The 15,391-nt window shown below is 70.3% G+C and carries 21 protein-coding genes; 10 read left to right on the top strand and 11 right to left on the bottom strand.

Features of this window, described 5'->3' with window-relative positions:
- Nucleotides 1-58 precede the first annotated feature (58 nt).
- Complete coding sequence (locus FGL15_RS10045) at nt 59-1,372, bottom strand: sugar ABC transporter substrate-binding protein (protein ID WP_240773495.1); 1,314 nt, start codon at nt 1,370-1,372, stop codon at nt 59-61.
- Nucleotides 1,373-1,512: 140 nt separating this feature from the next.
- Here FGL15_RS10045 and FGL15_RS10040 point away from each other — a divergent pair, with 140 nt between their 5' ends.
- Nucleotides 1,513-2,559, top strand: coding sequence for a LacI family DNA-binding transcriptional regulator (locus tag FGL15_RS10040; protein WP_085511264.1), 1,047 nt, complete (start codon nt 1,513-1,515; stop codon nt 2,557-2,559).
- Between the two features lie 71 nt (nt 2,560-2,630).
- Complete coding sequence (locus FGL15_RS20290; protein WP_168223368.1) at nt 2,631-2,915, top strand: hypothetical protein; 285 nt, start codon at nt 2,631-2,633, stop codon at nt 2,913-2,915.
- Between the two features lie 27 nt (nt 2,916-2,942).
- Here the strand turns inward: FGL15_RS20290 and FGL15_RS10030 are convergent, their stop codons facing one another.
- Nucleotides 2,943-3,527, bottom strand: coding sequence for a hypothetical protein (locus FGL15_RS10030; protein ID WP_138945920.1), 585 nt, complete (start codon nt 3,525-3,527; stop codon nt 2,943-2,945).
- A gap of 72 nt (nt 3,528-3,599) precedes the next feature.
- On the opposite strand from FGL15_RS10030, the gene FGL15_RS10025 reads away from it, so the two are divergent.
- The 3 genes from FGL15_RS10025 to FGL15_RS10015 all read left to right on the top strand — a co-directional run bounded on the left by FGL15_RS10025 (nt 3,600) and on the right by FGL15_RS10015 (nt 5,864).
- On the top strand, nt 3,600-4,745 hold the full coding sequence (locus FGL15_RS10025) for a hypothetical protein (RefSeq protein WP_138945919.1): 1,146 nt from the start codon (nt 3,600-3,602) through the stop codon (nt 4,743-4,745).
- Nucleotides 4,746-4,756: 11 nt separating this feature from the next.
- Nucleotides 4,757-5,062: a hypothetical protein gene (locus FGL15_RS10020; protein WP_138945918.1), complete on the top strand. Its 306-nt coding sequence runs from the start codon at nt 4,757-4,759 to the stop codon at nt 5,060-5,062.
- 118 nt (nt 5,063-5,180) lie between these two features.
- Nucleotides 5,181-5,864: a helix-turn-helix transcriptional regulator gene (locus FGL15_RS10015; protein WP_138945917.1), complete on the top strand. Its 684-nt coding sequence runs from the start codon at nt 5,181-5,183 to the stop codon at nt 5,862-5,864.
- Here the strand turns inward: FGL15_RS10015 and FGL15_RS10010 are convergent.
- Nucleotides 5,840-6,238: a VOC family protein gene (locus tag FGL15_RS10010; protein ID WP_085511268.1), complete on the bottom strand. Its 399-nt coding sequence runs from the start codon at nt 6,236-6,238 to the stop codon at nt 5,840-5,842. The two genes, FGL15_RS10015 and FGL15_RS10010, sit on opposite strands and share 25 nt — an antisense overlap.
- An 83-nt stretch (nt 6,239-6,321) precedes the next feature.
- Nucleotides 6,322-6,888: a TetR family transcriptional regulator gene (locus tag FGL15_RS10005; protein WP_168223367.1), complete on the bottom strand. Its 567-nt coding sequence runs from the start codon at nt 6,886-6,888 to the stop codon at nt 6,322-6,324.
- 46 nt (nt 6,889-6,934) lie between these two features.
- Between FGL15_RS10005 and FGL15_RS10000 the strand changes: the two genes are divergently transcribed.
- A complete protein-coding gene (locus tag FGL15_RS10000; RefSeq protein ID WP_370281621.1) occupies nt 6,935-8,104 on the top strand; it encodes a zinc-binding alcohol dehydrogenase family protein in 1,170 nt (389 codons plus the stop codon).
- Nucleotides 8,105-8,203: 99 nt separating this feature from the next.
- Here the strand turns inward: FGL15_RS10000 and FGL15_RS09995 are convergent, their stop codons facing one another.
- On the bottom strand, nt 8,204-8,788 hold the full coding sequence (locus tag FGL15_RS09995) for an NADPH-dependent FMN reductase (RefSeq protein WP_138945914.1): 585 nt from the start codon (nt 8,786-8,788) through the stop codon (nt 8,204-8,206).
- Between the two features lie 59 nt (nt 8,789-8,847).
- Here FGL15_RS09995 and FGL15_RS21500 point away from each other — a divergent pair, with 59 nt between their 5' ends.
- A complete protein-coding gene (locus tag FGL15_RS21500; protein WP_370281619.1) occupies nt 8,848-9,921 on the top strand; it encodes a GrpB family protein in 1,074 nt (357 codons plus the stop codon).
- Nucleotides 9,922-9,980: 59 nt separating this feature from the next.
- Here the strand turns inward: FGL15_RS21500 and FGL15_RS09985 are convergent, their stop codons facing one another.
- Nucleotides 9,981-11,255 (bottom strand): threonine/serine exporter ThrE family protein, encoded by a 1,275-nt coding sequence (locus tag FGL15_RS09985; protein ID WP_138945913.1) that lies wholly within the window; start codon nt 11,253-11,255, stop codon nt 9,981-9,983.
- Between the two features lie 50 nt (nt 11,256-11,305).
- Nucleotides 11,306-11,512 (bottom strand): hypothetical protein, encoded by a 207-nt coding sequence (locus FGL15_RS09980; protein WP_085511274.1) that lies wholly within the window; start codon nt 11,510-11,512, stop codon nt 11,306-11,308.
- Nucleotides 11,513-11,657: 145 nt separating this feature from the next.
- Between FGL15_RS09980 and FGL15_RS09975 the strand changes: the two genes are divergently transcribed.
- On the top strand, nt 11,658-11,870 hold the full coding sequence (locus FGL15_RS09975; RefSeq protein WP_138945912.1) for a DUF2945 domain-containing protein: 213 nt from the start codon (nt 11,658-11,660) through the stop codon (nt 11,868-11,870).
- A gap of 69 nt (nt 11,871-11,939) precedes the next feature.
- On the top strand, nt 11,940-12,848 hold the full coding sequence (locus FGL15_RS09970) for a cation diffusion facilitator family transporter (protein ID WP_138945911.1): 909 nt from the start codon (nt 11,940-11,942) through the stop codon (nt 12,846-12,848).
- A gap of 21 nt (nt 12,849-12,869) precedes the next feature.
- On the opposite strand, the gene FGL15_RS20885 is transcribed toward FGL15_RS09970, so the two are convergent.
- The 4 genes from FGL15_RS20885 to FGL15_RS09955 form a co-directional block, all read right to left on the bottom strand.
- Nucleotides 12,870-13,088 carry a hypothetical protein gene (locus FGL15_RS20885; RefSeq protein WP_240773494.1) on the bottom strand — a complete coding sequence of 73 codons (219 nt, stop codon included), beginning with the start codon at nt 13,086-13,088 and terminating at the stop codon, nt 12,870-12,872.
- Nucleotides 13,085-14,056 carry a methionine synthase gene (locus FGL15_RS09965; RefSeq protein ID WP_240773493.1) on the bottom strand — a complete coding sequence of 324 codons (972 nt, stop codon included), beginning with the start codon at nt 14,054-14,056 and terminating at the stop codon, nt 13,085-13,087. The genes FGL15_RS20885 and FGL15_RS09965 overlap by 4 nt, the downstream gene beginning before the upstream one ends.
- Nucleotides 14,057-14,102: 46 nt before the next feature.
- The gene (locus tag FGL15_RS09960) at nt 14,103-14,306 is read right to left on the bottom strand and encodes a hypothetical protein (protein WP_124768057.1); all 204 of its coding nucleotides are present in this window, start codon (nt 14,304-14,306) and stop codon (nt 14,103-14,105) included.
- A 160-nt stretch (nt 14,307-14,466) separates the two neighbouring features.
- The gene (locus tag FGL15_RS09955) at nt 14,467-15,024 is read right to left on the bottom strand and encodes a GNAT family N-acetyltransferase (RefSeq protein WP_138945910.1); all 558 of its coding nucleotides are present in this window, start codon (nt 15,022-15,024) and stop codon (nt 14,467-14,469) included.
- 53 nt (nt 15,025-15,077) lie between these two features.
- On the opposite strand from FGL15_RS09955, the gene FGL15_RS09950 reads away from it, so the two are divergent.
- Entirely contained in the window at nt 15,078-15,365 is a 288-nt protein-coding gene (locus FGL15_RS09950) for a hypothetical protein (protein ID WP_138945909.1), read from the top strand.
- The last annotated feature ends 26 nt before the right edge of the window (nt 15,366-15,391 follow it).

The raw sequence follows: 15,391 nt of genomic DNA, 5'->3' as shown, positions 1-15,391 counted from the left end.
GGGTGGATGCCGGTGCGCCGTCGCAGTGAGGGATGCGGCGGCGCACCGGCGGATCGGGCTACTGCGAGAGCACGTCCGTGATCGCGTCGCTGTCGGCGTCGACCGTGTCGGTACCCTCGAGGACCGCATTCCGCACGAGGGTCAGCCACGGGCTGGTCGGCGAGTTGAAGGCCTCCTGGAAGTTCAGCGAGTACGGAGTGTCACCCTTCGAGGCGACCTCGTTGATCGTGACGAGGCGCGGGTCCTTGCTCGAGTACTCGTTCTCGGCGAGGTCGGAGCGGGAGACGACGTCGTTGTCCTTCGCGAGGACACCGACCTGCGCGTCCTCGGACATCAGCCAGCTGAGGAAGTTCCACGACTGTGCGGCCTTCTTGCTGTCCTTCGAGACGCCGATCCCGTCGCCACCGACGAAGGTCGAGTCGCCGCCCTTCGGGCCCGGGATGCCGGACACGCCCACGTCGAAGGGAGTGGAGGAGAGCAGCGTGGCCGGGTACGGCATGACGCCGACCTTGCCCTCGGTGAAGCCGGCGGTCCAGGTGGGTCCGGCCTCGTCCTTCGAGGACGGGAGCACGGCGCCCGACTTCCAGAGGTCGGCCCACGTGCTGTAGACCTCCTTGGCGCCGTCCTCGGCGAGGAGCGACTCGGTGCCCTCCTTGTTCATGACCTGCTCACCGTCCGCCCACACACTGGGGAACCAGGTGAAGACGAGGCAACCGCCGCAGTTGAGGCCGGTCGCGGTGCCGTAGGTGTCGGGCTTGTTGAGCGCCTGGACGGCCTTCGCGTCCTCGGCGAACTCGGCCAGCGTGGTCGGGCCCTGCTCGGGGTCGAGCCCGGCCTCCGTGTAGAGCTCCTTGTTCCAGAACAGCATCGACAGGTCGAGCACGAACGGGAGGACGTGCTCCTTGCCGTCGGACGTGCCGGCGGCGAGGTGGCCCTGGTTGATCTCGTCCTTGAAGTCGAGGCCGTCGATGTTCGCGGTGAGGTCCTGGAACAGGCCCTGCTCGACCCAGTTCGGGACGTACACGATGTCGGCGGCGAACAGGTCGGGGAGGCTGTCGGAACCGGCCGCCGCACCGACCTTCGCGACGTAGTCGTCGTTCGGGACGACGGTGAGCTTGACCTGGTTCTCGTGCGAGGCGTTGTAGGCCTCGACGAGGAGCTTCGCCTGCTTCTCGAGTGGGGCGCGGGTCCAGAGCGTGAGCTCGGAGCCGTCGTCGACGCCCTCGGGCCCGGCGCTGGCGAGCGGGGAACTGCCGCCGCCCCGGAGGAACAGGCGGCGAGGCCGACGAGGAGGGCGCTGGCGGCCAACACCCCTCCGACCCGCTGCATCCGTCTGGTGTGCGTGCTGCGCATGGTGACTCCTCTGACTCATCGTTGAGCGGACCGGTCGGGTCCGGCGGTGCATGGGAGGTTTTCGAAACTGTCGAAACGCCTTTCGGTAAAGCTAGCCTGGGATCGGTGTAGCGTCAAGAGCGAAGTCCGGTAACGTTTCGGAAACGAAGAGGGGGAGCAATGCCAGACAGTGATGTCGGTGCTTCGGTGACCGGTACCCCCGGCCGAGCGGCGACCTTGGGCGACGTCGCCCGGATCGCAGGCGTCTCGATGGCCACCGCCTCGAAAGCCATCAACGGACGGAGCGAGGTCGCACCGAAGACCCGTCAGCGGGTGCTCGACGCCGCGAAGGAAGTCGCCTTCACCCCCAACGAACTCGCGCGCAGCCTCATCAACGGCCGGACGGGCACCGTCGGCCTCCTCACGAGCGACCTCGAAGGCCGGTTCGTGATCCCCATCCTCATGGGTGCCGAGGACGCGTTCGGTGCTGGCCAGGTGAACGTGTTCCTCTGCGACGCCCGCGGCGACGCGATCCGCGAGCAGCACCACCTCAACGCACTGCTCACCCGGCGCGTCGACGGCATCATCGTGGTGGGCCGCACGACGGACCCACGCCCCTCGCTCGGCCACAAACTGCCCGTCCCGGTCGTCTACGCCTACGCGCCGTCCGACGACCCGACCGACGTGTCGATCACCCCCGACAACCGCGACGGCGGGCGCCTCGCCGTCGAGCACCTGATCGCGTGCGGGCGTTCCCGGATCGCGATGATCACGGGTGAGCCGCAGTACGCGGCGGCCAGGGACCGCGTGACGGGGGTGCAGAACGCCCTCGCCGCGGCGGGTCTGGACCTCGTCGGCACGCCGATGTTCTCGGAGTGGACCGAGCACTGGGGTCGCGATGCGGCGGCGATGCTGCTCGCACAGCACCCGGAGATCGACGGCATCGTCGCCGGTTCCGACCAGATCGCCCGCGGCGTGCTCGACACGGTCCGCGACCTCGGGCGCGACGTCCCGAGCGACGTCGCGGTCGTCAGCTTCGACAATTGGGAGATCCTGGCCACCAACTCGCGCCCGGAACTGTCGTCGATCGACGCCAACCTGCAACAGCTCGGGCGCCTCGCCGCCACCCGCATCTTCGAGGCGATCGAGGGCACGGACGTCGCACCGGGCGTCGAGTACCTGCCGGGCCGCCTCGTCCTCCGCGGTTCCACGATCCCGAGGCGCTGAGGTCCGGGTCGGACGCCGATACTCACCGCGCGAGTGATGCGACAAGCGTCGGACATCGCTACGGTCGAGCCATGGACAGCTCAACCGTCATCATGATCGCGGTCCTCGCCGTCGTCGCGGTCATCGTCGTCACGATCACCGTGCAGGCCCGACGACGTGCTGGCGGGTCGAAGCATCGCGGGGGTACGACATCTGACTCCGGCATGCCGTTCATCGTCGACAGCGACGGTCACCATGGAGGCGGCCACCACGGCGGCGGTCACCACGGCGGAAGCGACTCCGGCGGTTGGGACGGCGGCGGTGGCGGCGACTCCGGCGGTGGGGGAGACGGGGGCGGTGGGGGCGGCGGTGACTGACCGGTCCGCCCGGGCCACGTCAGATCGTCAGCGACGTCGCTGCTGCTTCGAGCGGCGCTTCGGCTGCTGCTTCTGGCGCGGCTTGCGCTTGGCCGGCGGGACGACCGCGTTCCCCTCGCCCGAACGCTTCCTGCGCGAGACGTCGACGCCGCCCGCCGGCCCGCCGATCCACATCGGGACCTGGCTCAGCCAACCGGCGACGAAGAACAGTGCTCCGCCGACGACCAGACCGGCGACGCCGATGAGCTGCCAGATCGCGTTGTCGAAGACCACCGGCCCCACGGCCTCACCGTCGTAGAACAGTCCGAACCCGTTGTCGAAGACGACGACGAGGATCGTGAGCCAACCCAAGCCGAACACGGTGCCGGCTACCCACCCCCACCGGGAGATCGCCAGGCCACCGAGGACCGCGCCCACGGCCAGCGGCAGGCCGAACGCCACGTACAACACGATGGCGACCCAGGACTCGGCGTCGTCCCCGCCGATCGCGGCCCCGACGAGCGCGACGACGACGAGCAGCACCAGGGATCCGATGAGCGCACCGCTCAGCGTCGAGATGCGCCGACGACTCATGCGGTAGGGGTTGGTGCTGGACGGCTCTCGGTTCGGCATGGATCCATCCTCGACCATGGGCACCGCCTCCGTGCGCCGGACGATGAGCGCGGCGCACGCTACCCTCCCTGCATGGGGGAATCACGAGGCGCACTCGCGCGCCGGAACGCACGTCGGGCGATCGCCATCGGACTCGGCGCGGTCACAGCCGCGGTCCTGCTCACCGGATGCGGTTCGAGCGCCGGCGCTGACGCGGCGCGGGCTTCGATCGTCGAGGCCGTCGAGGACCTGCCCGATGTGGCGGACGTCAGCGGAACGGTCGAGGCGTCGAACGGCGGCGGGCTCGAGACGTACTACAACGCCAGGATCACCGTCGAGATGGCCGACGGCGCTCCGCCCGAGTCCTACACCGACGTCGCGACGGCGGCTGCCCGGTCGACCGACGGCAAGGAATCCGGCGAGGTGATCGTGGAGGATGCCGCGGGTGGTTCGGTCACATTCGACACCGGTGCGCCACCGGAGACGATCGATGCGACCGTGACGGCCTGGCGCGACTGGGCGGCCGACGGCGATCCGGCCGAGGTCGATGCGGTCCGCGTCGAGCTCGTCGAGGTCGAGCTCATCGCGCTCTCCGCCCGAGAGAACCGACCGGCATCGTCCGAGCTCAAGGTGTTGTTCGTGTATGCCGACCCGCTGACGCCGACGGATGCAGCGCGACTCGTGGGCGGATTCCAGGCGGAGCTCCCGATGCCGCTGGCGTCGGCGGAGATCTCGCTCGTGTTGTCCAACCCCGACCCCGGTTCCGCCGGCGTGCACGTCCTGGCCTGGGGCCTGCCGGTGCCGGCATCCGTACTGGAGACCATCGCGGTGATCGAGGGGACGACCGCCGTCCTCGCACCCCTCGGCGGCTCGGTGGCAGGCATCGACTGGTACGCGGAGCAGCTCGATCACGGCCTCGACCGGCCCGATGAGCTCATCGTCTCGGTCGCGTTCCCCGAGGACGCACCGCTGGGAGGAGTGCCCCTCGCGGAGCTGCAGGCGAGTCCGCAGTGGGCGGCCTACCAGCAGGTGACGACGCTCGCGAACACCTCGGCGACGGCGATCTCGTTCTCGATGAGCGCCGACAATCCGCGGATCGCCGGCTTCACGGCCCAGCCGTGCGGGAGCGCAGACGACGAGCTGGATCCACCACGCGACCCCAGCGAGGCCGACCAGGCGATCGCCGCCTGGTGGCTGGCCCAGGCACCCGCCTGCCCCGGCGTCGGCCGACACGAGTGAGTAGCGGACCGATGAATAGCACCTCGGCAAGCTCTCAAGCCTGGTTGGCACTGTCCTGGAGCACCTCCGCACTGAGTGCGGCGTTCCTGGGGGCAGGCGTCGTGAGCATCTCGACCTACGCGTCGTTCCTCGACTTCCCGCAGGACGATCCCGGCTGGATCAGCCACCACGACTGGCTCGCCTCCACCGGCACGGCTGCACTGATCATCGGCGCCGCGCTCGCGGTCTGCAGCGTGGTGGCGTTCATCCTGTGGCAGGTCGGGCTCCCGCAGCAGCCGGTCGGTCAGGGCGGTCGATCCTCCGCGGAACACCGCTGACCGACCGCGCCGCCATCGCCGTAGCGGGTGGTGGTGAGCGGCGGACCACGGCCGTCGTCGGTCTCAATCGGTCCGGTCGGTGTCGACACCATCACGCGCCGATTGAGACACTGGGCAGGTGTACTCCGAGCGTGTCCTCCTCTCCGGCGACGCGCTGTGGCGCTCGGAAGACAGCGCGGGCGGGGCGGCCGTCCCGGCCGACGGCTGCGTCGACCTGATCCTCCGCGACGGCCGGGTCGAGGTGGCCGGACCGTCCACACGGTGGCTGGCAACCGGTCCCGACGGGGCCGCCGGGTCGTTCGGCTTCAGGATGCAGCCGGGGCGGGCCAGGCTCCTGCTCGGCCTCGATCTCGCAGCGATCGCGGACCAGCTCGTACTGCTCGGCGACGTCACCGATCGGCGGACCGCGGCACGGCTGCGCGAGGCGATGATCCCACTCGAAGCCGGACCCTCCCCGATCGGTACGCTCGCGACGTTCGCAGCCCAGCTGGCCGAAGCGAGTCGCTGGTCGGACGCCGTCCGCCGAGCGGCGTCCGAGGCGACGCCGGCGCGTGACGTCGCCGCGACGCTGAGCGGCTCCGAACGGTCCTTCCGGCGGCGGATGCTCGCCACCTTCGGATACGGCTACGCCACGCTCGTGCGCCTCGATCGCGCACATCACGCTCGATCAATGCTCCGCTCGGGCTCGTCGATCGCCGACGTCGCCGCATCGGCGGGCTATGCCGACCAACCCCACCTCTCCCGCGAGTTCAGGCGTCTCGTCGGCTCGAGCCCCGCTCAGTTCGCGGCGAGCGCGGCGTAGAGGTCGACCGAGTTCCCGTCCGGGTCGAGGAGGGTCGCGTACCGCTGCCCCCACACGGCGTCCCAGGGCTCGACGTGCCCGGCGTATCCGGCATCGACGAGCGTGGCGAAGGTGGCGTCGACGGCAGCCGGACTCCCCTGGTCGAAGGCGAGGGCGATCCGGTGGCCGCCGGACGCCGGAACGAAGGTCGGGTCGAAACCGCGGATCGTCTCGACCGTGTCCCAAGCGAGCGCCACCCCTCCGTCCAGGAGTGCATCCACATGGGGAGCGTCGTCCTGACCGGGCTCGATGGGCACGCCCAAGGCTCGGTAGAAGGCGAGCGAGGCCGCCATGTCGTTCGTCACGATGCCGATGAAGCCGAGTCTCAGTGTCATGGTCTCACCGTACGACCGGGCGACGACGGGGTCGTGAACAGAACGGCCACGCTGCGCGCGCGACCGGTTCCCGGTCTGCTCGGTCAGCGACCCGCGAGGTCGCCGAGGCGGGCGCGCATCGCGCGGAGCACGTCGACGAGGAGCACGTCGTCCGGTCCGGCGAGCCACTGCTCGAGGGAGGCGTCGAAGAGTGCCGAACCGATGGACGCGGCGAGCGCCGCGTCGGCTGACGTGACACCACTCTCCATGAGGGCATCGCGCATCGCGTCGGTGAGGACCGCCGACTTCAGCCGTTCCCGCTCCCGCAGCTGCGGTTCCGACCGGACGACGGCGCGGCGGGCGGCGATGTCGTCCCGCCAGCGCTGCAGCTCACCGGCGGCCACGGTCTCGAGGCCGGACATCACCAGCGCGAGCGGGTCGAGTCCTGGTGGCGCCACGGCGACCAGCCCTCCGACCACCGTCGGGAGCTCGCGCTCGCGGAGGAAGAGCACGTCGCGCTTGTCGGCGAAGTGACGGAAGAACGTGCGGGTGGTGAGCCCGGCGGCTTCGGCGATCTCCGGGACCGTCGTCGCCGTGAAGCCCCGCTCGGCGAAGAGCGCCATCGCAGCGCTCTCGAGTCGGAGAGCGGCGTCGGGTGCCCAGCGTGCCATGCGATCAGGATAGTCGATGACACGTCGTGTCGTCAGGTGTACAGTGATGGCACACCGTGTCATCATCGCCACGCCAATCCGCAACGCACTTGGAGACCTCATGCCGACGAACACCGCAGCCTGGCTGCCAGCACCCCGCGCGGACCTCGTCGTCGGTCCGGCCGCGATGCACGAACCCGGCCCGGGCGAACTCCTCATCCGGAACCGTGCGGTCGCGGTGAACCCGCTCGACGACGTCAAGCAGCGGACCGGGAACCTCATGTACCGGTGGCTTCCCTCGCCCGCCGTGCTCGGTGAGGATGTCGCGGGCGAGGTCGTGGCCGTCGGGCCGGACGTCCGTCGCTTCGCCGTGGGCGACCGCGTCGTGGCCTACGCGGTCGGCATGGAGCGCGGTCGGCGCCATGACGCCGAGGGCGGGTTCCAGCAGTTCACCGTCGTGCGGGCGGACCTCGCTGCCCCGATCCCGGACGGTCTGCGTGACGAAGACGCGGTCGTCCTGCCGCTCGGGATCTCCACGGCCGCGACCGCTCTCTTCCAACGCGACCACCTCGCGCTCCCCCACCCCTCGGAGCACCCCGTCCCCACCGGGACGACCGTCGTCGTCTGGGGCGGCGCCACGAGCGTCGGGAGCAACGCCATCCAGCTCGCGGTCGCCTCCGGCCACCGGGTCGCGACCACCGCCTCGCCGCACAACCACGACCGGATGCGCGAGCTCGGTGCCGACCTCGTGTTCGACTACCGCAGCCCGACCGTCGTGGCGGATCTGGTCAGCGCCCTCCGCGGCTCCTCGGTCGTCGGCGTCCTCGCCGTCGGGACCGGCTCCGCAGAACCAGCCGTCGCCGCCGCCGCCGCCACCGGGGCACGCCGCGTCGCACTCGCGAGCCCGTCGGTGTCGTTCGGGTCACTGCCTCGTCGGGCCGGCCCGAGTCTGACGTTCGTCCGCACCATGACCCGGCTCGTGGCGGCCAACGTCGCGCTCCAGGTCCGTGCCCGTCGGGCGGGGATCTCGGCGCGGTACGTGTGGGGCAGCTCGCTCATGACCAACGAGGTCGGGCCGATGCTGTGGGAGGACTACCTGCCGGGCGCGCTCGCCGGCGGACGACACGTCTGCGCGCCAGCCCCCGAGGTGGTCGGCGAAGGCCTCGAAGCGATCCAGCCAGCCCTCGACCGACTCCACGGCGGCGTCTCAGCCCGCAAGCTCGTCGTGCGGTTGTGAGGCGCGGGACTCAGACCTCCCACACCGAGCGGTAGCTCCGCTCGGCGAGGAGCCCCGATAGCTCCGCGTGCACGGCCACCGTCCTGGCGAGACCAGGTCTCACACCTCCCAGACCGAGCGGTAGCTCCGCTCGGCGAGGAGCGCCGACAGCTCCGCATGCACGCTCATCGTCTTCGCGAGACGTTCGGCGCGGTCCGCCTTCAGCACCTCGGGACGCTCCCAGTCCCGCTCCGACAGGTAGGCCGTGTACGGGTTGATGACGCACTTGAAGTCCAGCATGAGCGACTGGCCGAGCGTGGCGGTCGCCATGTAGCTGTGCGGCAGGCCGGCGGCGCAGACGAAGGTCACGACCTTGTCGAACCAGGCGGCGACCCTGCCGTCCTCACCGGTCGCGCCGGTCGCCTCGATGAGCGACTTCACCGACGCGGCCGGCGCCCAGTTGTAGACCGGGAAGGCGAGGACGACGCCATCGGCAGCCGTGATCAACGCGTGCAGCCGACGGAACGCATGGCTCTCGAAGACCCGGTCGTTGTCGAACGGCGGCAGTTCCATCTCGGCCAGATCGATGACGGACGAGTCATGACCCTGCTCGCGCAGCAGCTCGCTGCTCGCCGAAGCGAGGGTCCGGCTCCGACTCGCCGGATCGAGGCTGCAGGAGATCACGGGCAGGTTCAAGGCGGCCATCCCTCTACGCTAACCCGCCTGCCCATGCTCCGACCGCGGCGGATGTGCGAGGGTGGAGCATGCTCTCGCCGCAGTCCCTCAGTGAAGCCGACCGCCGTCTCGTCGCCTCGTGGGCCGCCAATTGTGCCGAGCGGGTGCTGCCGCTGTTCGAAGCGGAGGCCCCGGACGACGATCGTCCGCGCGACGCGATCGCTCGCGCGCGGGCTTACGCGAGTGGCGAACTCGACACCGCCGGGGAGATCCGTCGACGCTTCGTCGCCAACCGCGCCTCGCAGGTGGTCACCGCACCCGCCGCCAAGGCCGCCGCCTGGTCGGCCGGGCAGGCCGCGGGCGTCGCACACATGGGCGCCCACGCGCTCGGCGCCGCCGCCTACGCGGCGAAGGCCGCCGAGCTGCAGCAGGCCGGAGCCGGCGCAGCCGAGATCGCTTGGCAGCTCGACCACCTGAGCGACCCGATCCGGTCGGCACTCAGCCTCCTGCCGGCACTCGGCACCGATCCGTCAGGGCCGCTCGGCAGCGGGCTGCTGGCCTCGGGTGCGCTCGGAGCGAACATCCGCGCCCTCCAGGACGGCTTGCGCCGACGCCCCCGCCACCAGGACGTCACCGCGCTCGAACTCGTCGGCGGCCCCGAGCCGGTCCGGGTCGAGTTGCACGACGCCGATCCCCAGTGGCCCGAACGGTATCTCGAGCACCGGCAGCGCATCCTCGACGCACTCGGCGCCAGTGCCGTCGCGATCGAGCACATCGGCTCGACCTCGGTGCCCGGACTCGCGGCGAAGCCGATCGTCGACATCGTGGTCGCCGTGGAGGACATCACGGCGGAGGAGGAGTACCTCGACCCACTGCTGGCCGCCGGCTACGTGCTGCGCGTCCGCGAACCCCGCCATCGTATGGTCCGGACGCCGGAGCGCGACGTCCACGTGCACCTCTACGAGCAGGGCGCACCGGAGATCGACGAGTACCTCCTCCTCCGCGACCACCTGCGGTCCGACGCCGACGACCGCGCGCTGTACGAGCGCACCAAGCGGGAGCTGCTCGGAAGGTCCTGGGACGACATGAACGACTACGCCGACGCGAAGACCGAGGTCATCCTCGCGATCAAGGCGCGAGCGCGGGCAGCGCGGAGCCGCTGAGTCGCTGAGTCGCCCGAATCTGCACGAATTCGGCGCGGTTTCGGACGGTTCCGGGCGACTCAGGGACGGACGGTCGCACGCACCGGCGGGATGACGACCCCCGTCAGGACCGCCGCCGTCTTGACGCCGACACAGAGGCTGATGAAGACCGTCAGCGCCGCCGTGACCGCTGAGCCCTCGAGCGTCGCGAGGGAGACCAGGCCCACGGTGCCCGGCACGAGCATGAGCAGGGCCGGCTGGAACGTGACGTTGGACGGCACCGCCGCCGAGTACCGCTCGACGATGCGAGCGACGACGAACACGAGCCCGGCGGTGAGCCCAGTCGCGACCGCGTTCCCCACGAGCGGGGCGAACAGGACGATGCCCGCGTAGGTCAGCGCCATCACACAGATGGTCAGCAGCGTCAGGGAGCGGCCCGAGCCGAACGCGATCCCGATCCCGGCCGCGAGCATCACGACGCCGATCCACGTGAACCACAGCGGCGGGACCGACTCCCACCCGACCAGGTCCGAACTCCCGCGGACCACCTGACCGACAAGCGCCGTCGAGTCGGGGTCGATCGACAGGCCGGTGAGCAGCGCCCCGGCCGAGATCCCGGCCGCCATGAAGGCGAGCACGATGAGCCCGTACATCAGGCGTGCCGAGCCCGTCACGATGTCCGTCGCGGTCAACTCCAGCAGGGCGTTGGTGATGAGCGCGCCGGGCACGAGGATCGCGATCGGCGCGCAGACGGCGAACAACGGCACGGGGCCGAGATCCATCGCCGATGCGAGCGTCCCGACGAGCGTCGTCGACACGAACGCCGTCACGAAGGGGGCGATCGCGACCGCTCCCCGCCACCGCGCCAGGAGGGTGATGACGAGGCCGACGAAGGCACCGACGAGCATCGATGCGACGATCGCCCACCATGGGCAGCGGAAGAGGAGCGCGAGCCCACCCGCGAGCAGCAGGTTCCCGACCACCCAGTGCATCGACGCATGCGGGCGCGGCGTCTCCCGGATCGACTGGATGCGGGCCGGCAGGTCACCGACCGGCCAGTGTCCGAGTTCGAGTTCGCGCATGAGCCGGTTCGCCCGCGCCGCGCCCCGGAACGACAGCTCGCCGTGCGTGTTGCCGGCCGCGAGCACCGCGCCGGTGCGCACATCGTTCACGATGATGAGCTGCGGCAGCACCGAGAAGGCCAGGCCCTCGTCGCCCGACGCGACCGTGGCGCGCTCCAGGGAGTCGCGGACGTCGGTGACGGAGGTGCCGGCATCGAGGAGCAGGCAGCCGAGCGCGCTGTAGGCGTGCGCAGCGGTCCTGCGGTGCTCCTCGGTCGCGGTGTCGTCACTCATCCCGCCAACGGTACGCGAGATTCCGGGGGCGCCTGCGGCGGCCCCGGACCTCAGCGGCGGTTGCGGAGCCCGACGGCTCCGGCCACACCGAAGTACAGGCCGGCGAGGATCGGGACGATGACGATCCACCAGAAATGGAAGCCGTACTCGCCGTGGGCGTTCGCGATGGCGACCGGGATGAGCGCCACCCCGAGCACGACAGCCACGATGCCGATGCCGAGCGCGAGTCGGGGTCTTCCCGGAGTGAACGAGGCCATGGGGACACGCTAACCCCGTGGAGCCCCCGGGCCTCGGGGGATATCCCCTGTGCTCGCGCGGCGCAAGCGCTTGTCCGGCCGCCGACACGCTGGCATCCTCACTGTCACGCCGCTCGCACGCGGCGTGGAGCGCCGAGGAGGCAGCATGGCAGACGTACGAGTGGGTGACCGCGTGTCGTGGGGCACCTCGCAGGGGCGGACGCAGGGGAAGGTCGTCGAACGGAAGACCGCGGACTTCCAGTTCGACGGCCAGCACTTCACGGCGTCGAAGGACGAGCCCGCGTTCATCGTGGAGTCGGAGAAGACCGGCGCGAAGGCCGCACACAAGAGCTCCGCGCTGCGCGTCCTGAAGTCCTGAGGCCCTGACCGCTGTCGTCCGGATGTCCGGGCGTACGCGGCGCACCCCGGCTGGGCGTAGCGTTGGCGCATGACCGTCGTGATCGCCTTCCTGGCCAACATCGTCGTCGCCATCGCCAAGTCCATCGTCGCCGCGCTCACCGGGTCGGCGTCGATGCTGGCCGAGGCCGCGCACTCGTGGGCCGACGCGGGGAACGAGATCTTCCTCCTCATCGCCGACAAACGGGCCGACAAGCAACGCGACGCCGCACATCCGCTCGGCTATGGCCGTGACGCGTACATCTTCTCGCTGTTCGCCGCCTTCGGGATCTTCACCGTCGGTGCGGTCGTCTCGATCCAGCACGGCATCCAGAGCCTCACGGCACCGGAGGCGATGGAGAACTACGCGCTCAGCTACCTCGTGCTCGGCGTCGCCTTCCTCCTGGAGGGCTTCTCCTTCACCCAGTCGATCCTCGAGGGCCGGCGCACGGCGAAGAAGTACGGCCGCGGCTTCTTCGACTACATCGTGAACGGCTCCAACACGACGCTCCGCTCGGTGTTCTTCGAGGACTCCGCAGCACTGCTCGGCCTCATCATCGCCGGGGCCGGCATCGGCCTCCACCAGGTGACCGGCGATCCGGTATGGGATGCGATCGGCTCGATCGCGATCGGCGTGCTGCTCGGCGGCGTCGCGCTGCTGCTCATCAACCGCAACCGGCGCTATCTCCTCGGAGCCTCGCCGAGCCCCGCCTACCGTGCGCAGACCATCACCGCGCTCCTGTCGCACCCGGAGATCGAGCGGGTCACGGCGCTGTACCTCGAGTTCAGCGGGCCGGAACGTCTCTTCCTCGTCGCGTCGGTCGACCTCGTCGGCGACGACCGCGAGAACGACGTCGCGCGTCAGCTCCGCCGACTCGAAGGCGACCTCGAGCAGGACGACCTCATCGGCAAGGCCGTGCTCACGCTCTCGGTGAGCGACGAGCCGTCGATCACCGTCTGAGCGCGACGCCCGGCCGAGGACTCAGGCGCCGAACAGCCGCTTCGACGCGATCGCAGCGCCCTCGACGAGCGCACCGAGCTTCGCCCACGCGACGTCGGTCGCGACGAACTCGTAGCTCGCGAAGGTGGAGAGCCCGCAGTCGGTACCCGCGATGACGCGCGTCGGATCACCGACCGCTTCGGCGACCTCGACGATGCGGTTCGCGATGACCTGCGGGTGCTCCAGGTAGTTGGTGGTCACGTCGACGACCCCTGGGATGAGGAGCGCGCCCTCGGGAGCGTGTGCTCGCGGAACGCCGGCGCCTCGTGCTGATGCCGAGGGTTGCCGAGCGGGATGCTGAATGCGCCCACCCGCGCCCGGTAGAGGTGCGGGAGGAGCACGTCGACCGGGACGTCGTCCTGGTGCGGTCCCTGCCAGTTGCCCCAGCAGACGTGGAGCCGGACCTGCTCACGGGGGATGTTCCGGATGGCGTGGTTGAGGGCGTCGACGTGCAGGTCCACGGCCGCGAGGAACTCCTCGAGCGTCGCATCACCGAACTGGATGACCCGCTCCATGGCGAGGTCCGGGGCGTCGAGCTGCAGGACGTGACCCCGGGCGACGATCGCCTCGTACTCGATCCGCAGTTGCTCGGCGAGCGCGAACACGTACGCCCGGTCGTCGCCGTAGAAGGGGTTCGCGGCGTCGAGCAGCAGCGTCGTCGACACGATCCCCGGCGTCGCCGCGGAGAAGAAGGTGCCGGCAGGTGTGCGTCCCTGGTCCGCCTGCACGGCGAGCTCCCGCTCGAAGCCGTCCAGATCGGCGGTGATGCCGGACAGTGTGGGGTCGTACACGAGCTGCCCCTGGGCCATCGGCGGATCCCACACCCGTGCGACGTCCGCACCCTCGACGATCTGCTTCGCTTGGAAGGCCGCGTAGTCCGGGAATCGCACGGAATCGAGCGTCGGCTTACGGTGTCCGGCTCCACCGAACCCGTCGATGCGTTCCAGCACGTAGGTCGAGAACCCGACGCGCGGGACCTCGCCGTCGTTGATGAGATCGAGACCGGTGGCGAGCTGTGCGGCGACCGTCGCTGCCACCGCGTCCGCCGTGACCTCCTCCAGCTCGGCGACGTCGAACGGCCGCCGCTGGTCGCGCGCCACGAGCAACCGGGTCAACTCGGGCGTGCGCGGCAGGCTCCCGGCATGCGTGGTCAGGATGCGGTCGGTCATGCGTGAGCTCCTCGGTGCGTGGCGCAGGTGGATGTGGACGGCACGCTCACGCCATGCAGGGAGCCCACTCCTGATTGGACAGTTCCCGCTGCTCGTTCTCGGTCTGGAGGAGCCAACCGGTCTTCGTCGCGCCTCGGTACTGTCCGCTCACGAGGTCGGCACACCAGGAGCGACCGTCGAAGGCCCACCGGACGAAACTCGCCTCGCTCCCCTTGCGCAGGAGCGGGCGTTCGCGTTCTACCTGACTCATGTGTTCCATCTCGACCGTGGCTGACATATCTTCCAACCGTATCGAGGAACGTCTCCGGTGAACAGACTGCTTGCGTTTCGCGGTCGGTTGACCGAAAATACCCGGTCGCGCCCGGAAGCGGCGTCCTTCGACATGCTCGGAGATCGAGCGCAGCGGTCGTTCAACCCACGAACACGCGGAGCGCCTCGTCACTGAGCGCCCGGTCGGCGAACACGAGGCGCACGGCATCGGGATCCGGGTTGCCCGCGTCGGCGCCACGCCAGACGACCTCCAACCCCGCGCGTTCGGCAGCCCGTCGTGATCCCTCGTTGTGCTCCAGGAGGAACGCCACCACAGGCAGATCCGGTGCCGACGCCGACGCCGCGGCTCGCGCGGCCGCGATGAGCTCCTGCGCGTATCCGCGCCCCCAGGCCGCGGGCGCCAGACGGTAGTACAGGTTCCAGGCGAGGCCTCCCCGCAGGCTCGGGCCGCCGATGCCGACCAAGGCACCCGTCGCGGTGTCCCGCGCCACCCACACGTCGAGTCCGTTCGCCTCCCAACCGGCCTGGTACCGCTCGATCAACGCGCGGGTCTCGTCGAGCGTCGTGTGTCGGGCGGACGGCAGGTGCGTCCAGACCGCGGGGTCGGCATGGAGCTCGTGGAGCTCCGGCAGATCGCGCTCGGTGGGACGCGCGAGCGTCAGTCGTTCCGTCAGGGTCGGCGGAGTCGCGTCGGTCATGCCCTCCATTCTGCTCTCTGGTCGGCGGCTGCCCCACTCGATACCCTGAGCCCATGGCTGCGAAGAACGAACCGATCTCGGCGCGCGCGTGCGCGATCCTCAGTATCGCCATCGCCGCGTTCTCCATCTACCTCGTCGCCGCGACGGCGAGAGACGGCGGGTCATGGACGTTCTCGGTGCTCGCCTGCTTCGTGCCGCTGCTGTTCGCCGCCCAGGGCATCAGGATGAGTCGCCAACCCGGCGCCCGCTGGCCCACCTTCAGCCTCATCGGGTCGATCGTCGGCGCAGCACTCGGACTCGTGTCGTTCGCCGCGTTCGCCTGGTTGCTCGTGCGCTCCTGAGTGCAGCGACGCAGCGCGGCCTCGCC

The organism is Plantibacter sp. M259 (assembly GCF_006065115.1).
Classification (GTDB): Bacteria; Actinomycetota; Actinomycetes; order Actinomycetales; family Microbacteriaceae; genus Plantibacter; species Plantibacter auratus.
Note: the sequence above shows the minus strand (reverse complement) of the source record. Positions and strands in the feature narration are given on the sequence as shown.

Bases quoted from the DNA above. Each gene is read 5' to 3' on its own strand.
- FGL15_RS10045 (WP_240773495.1), bottom strand. From the start codon at position 1,372: ATGAGTCAGAGGAGTCACCATGCGCAGCACGCACACCAGACGGATGCA.
- FGL15_RS10040 (WP_085511264.1), top strand. From the start codon at position 1,513: ATGCCAGACAGTGATGTCGGTGCTTCGGTGACCGGTACCCCCGGCCGA.
- FGL15_RS20290 (WP_168223368.1), top strand. From the start codon at position 2,631: ATGGACAGCTCAACCGTCATCATGATCGCGGTCCTCGCCGTCGTCGCG.
- FGL15_RS10030 (WP_138945920.1), bottom strand. From the start codon at position 3,527: ATGCCGAACCGAGAGCCGTCCAGCACCAACCCCTACCGCATGAGTCGT.
- FGL15_RS10025 (WP_138945919.1), top strand. From the start codon at position 3,600: ATGGGGGAATCACGAGGCGCACTCGCGCGCCGGAACGCACGTCGGGCG.
- FGL15_RS10020 (WP_138945918.1), top strand. From the start codon at position 4,757: ATGAATAGCACCTCGGCAAGCTCTCAAGCCTGGTTGGCACTGTCCTGG.
- FGL15_RS10010 (WP_085511268.1), bottom strand. From the start codon at position 6,238: ATGACACTGAGACTCGGCTTCATCGGCATCGTGACGAACGACATGGCG.
- FGL15_RS10005 (WP_168223367.1), bottom strand. From the start codon at position 6,888: ATGGCACGCTGGGCACCCGACGCCGCTCTCCGACTCGAGAGCGCTGCG.
- FGL15_RS10000 (WP_370281621.1), top strand. From the start codon at position 6,935: ATGGCACACCGTGTCATCATCGCCACGCCAATCCGCAACGCACTTGGA.
- FGL15_RS09995 (WP_138945914.1), bottom strand. From the start codon at position 8,788: ATGGCCGCCTTGAACCTGCCCGTGATCTCCTGCAGCCTCGATCCGGCG.
- FGL15_RS21500 (WP_370281619.1), top strand. From the start codon at position 8,848: ATGCTCTCGCCGCAGTCCCTCAGTGAAGCCGACCGCCGTCTCGTCGCC.
- FGL15_RS09985 (WP_138945913.1), bottom strand. From the start codon at position 11,255: ATGAGTGACGACACCGCGACCGAGGAGCACCGCAGGACCGCTGCGCAC.
- FGL15_RS09980 (WP_085511274.1), bottom strand. From the start codon at position 11,512: ATGGCCTCGTTCACTCCGGGAAGACCCCGACTCGCGCTCGGCATCGGC.
- FGL15_RS09975 (WP_138945912.1), top strand. From the start codon at position 11,658: ATGGCAGACGTACGAGTGGGTGACCGCGTGTCGTGGGGCACCTCGCAG.
- FGL15_RS09970 (WP_138945911.1), top strand. From the start codon at position 11,940: ATGACCGTCGTGATCGCCTTCCTGGCCAACATCGTCGTCGCCATCGCC.
- FGL15_RS09965 (WP_240773493.1), bottom strand. From the start codon at position 14,056: ATGACCGACCGCATCCTGACCACGCATGCCGGGAGCCTGCCGCGCACG.
- FGL15_RS09960 (WP_124768057.1), bottom strand. From the start codon at position 14,306: ATGAGTCAGGTAGAACGCGAACGCCCGCTCCTGCGCAAGGGGAGCGAG.
- FGL15_RS09955 (WP_138945910.1), bottom strand. From the start codon at position 15,024: ATGACCGACGCGACTCCGCCGACCCTGACGGAACGACTGACGCTCGCG.
- FGL15_RS09950 (WP_138945909.1), top strand. From the start codon at position 15,078: ATGGCTGCGAAGAACGAACCGATCTCGGCGCGCGCGTGCGCGATCCTC.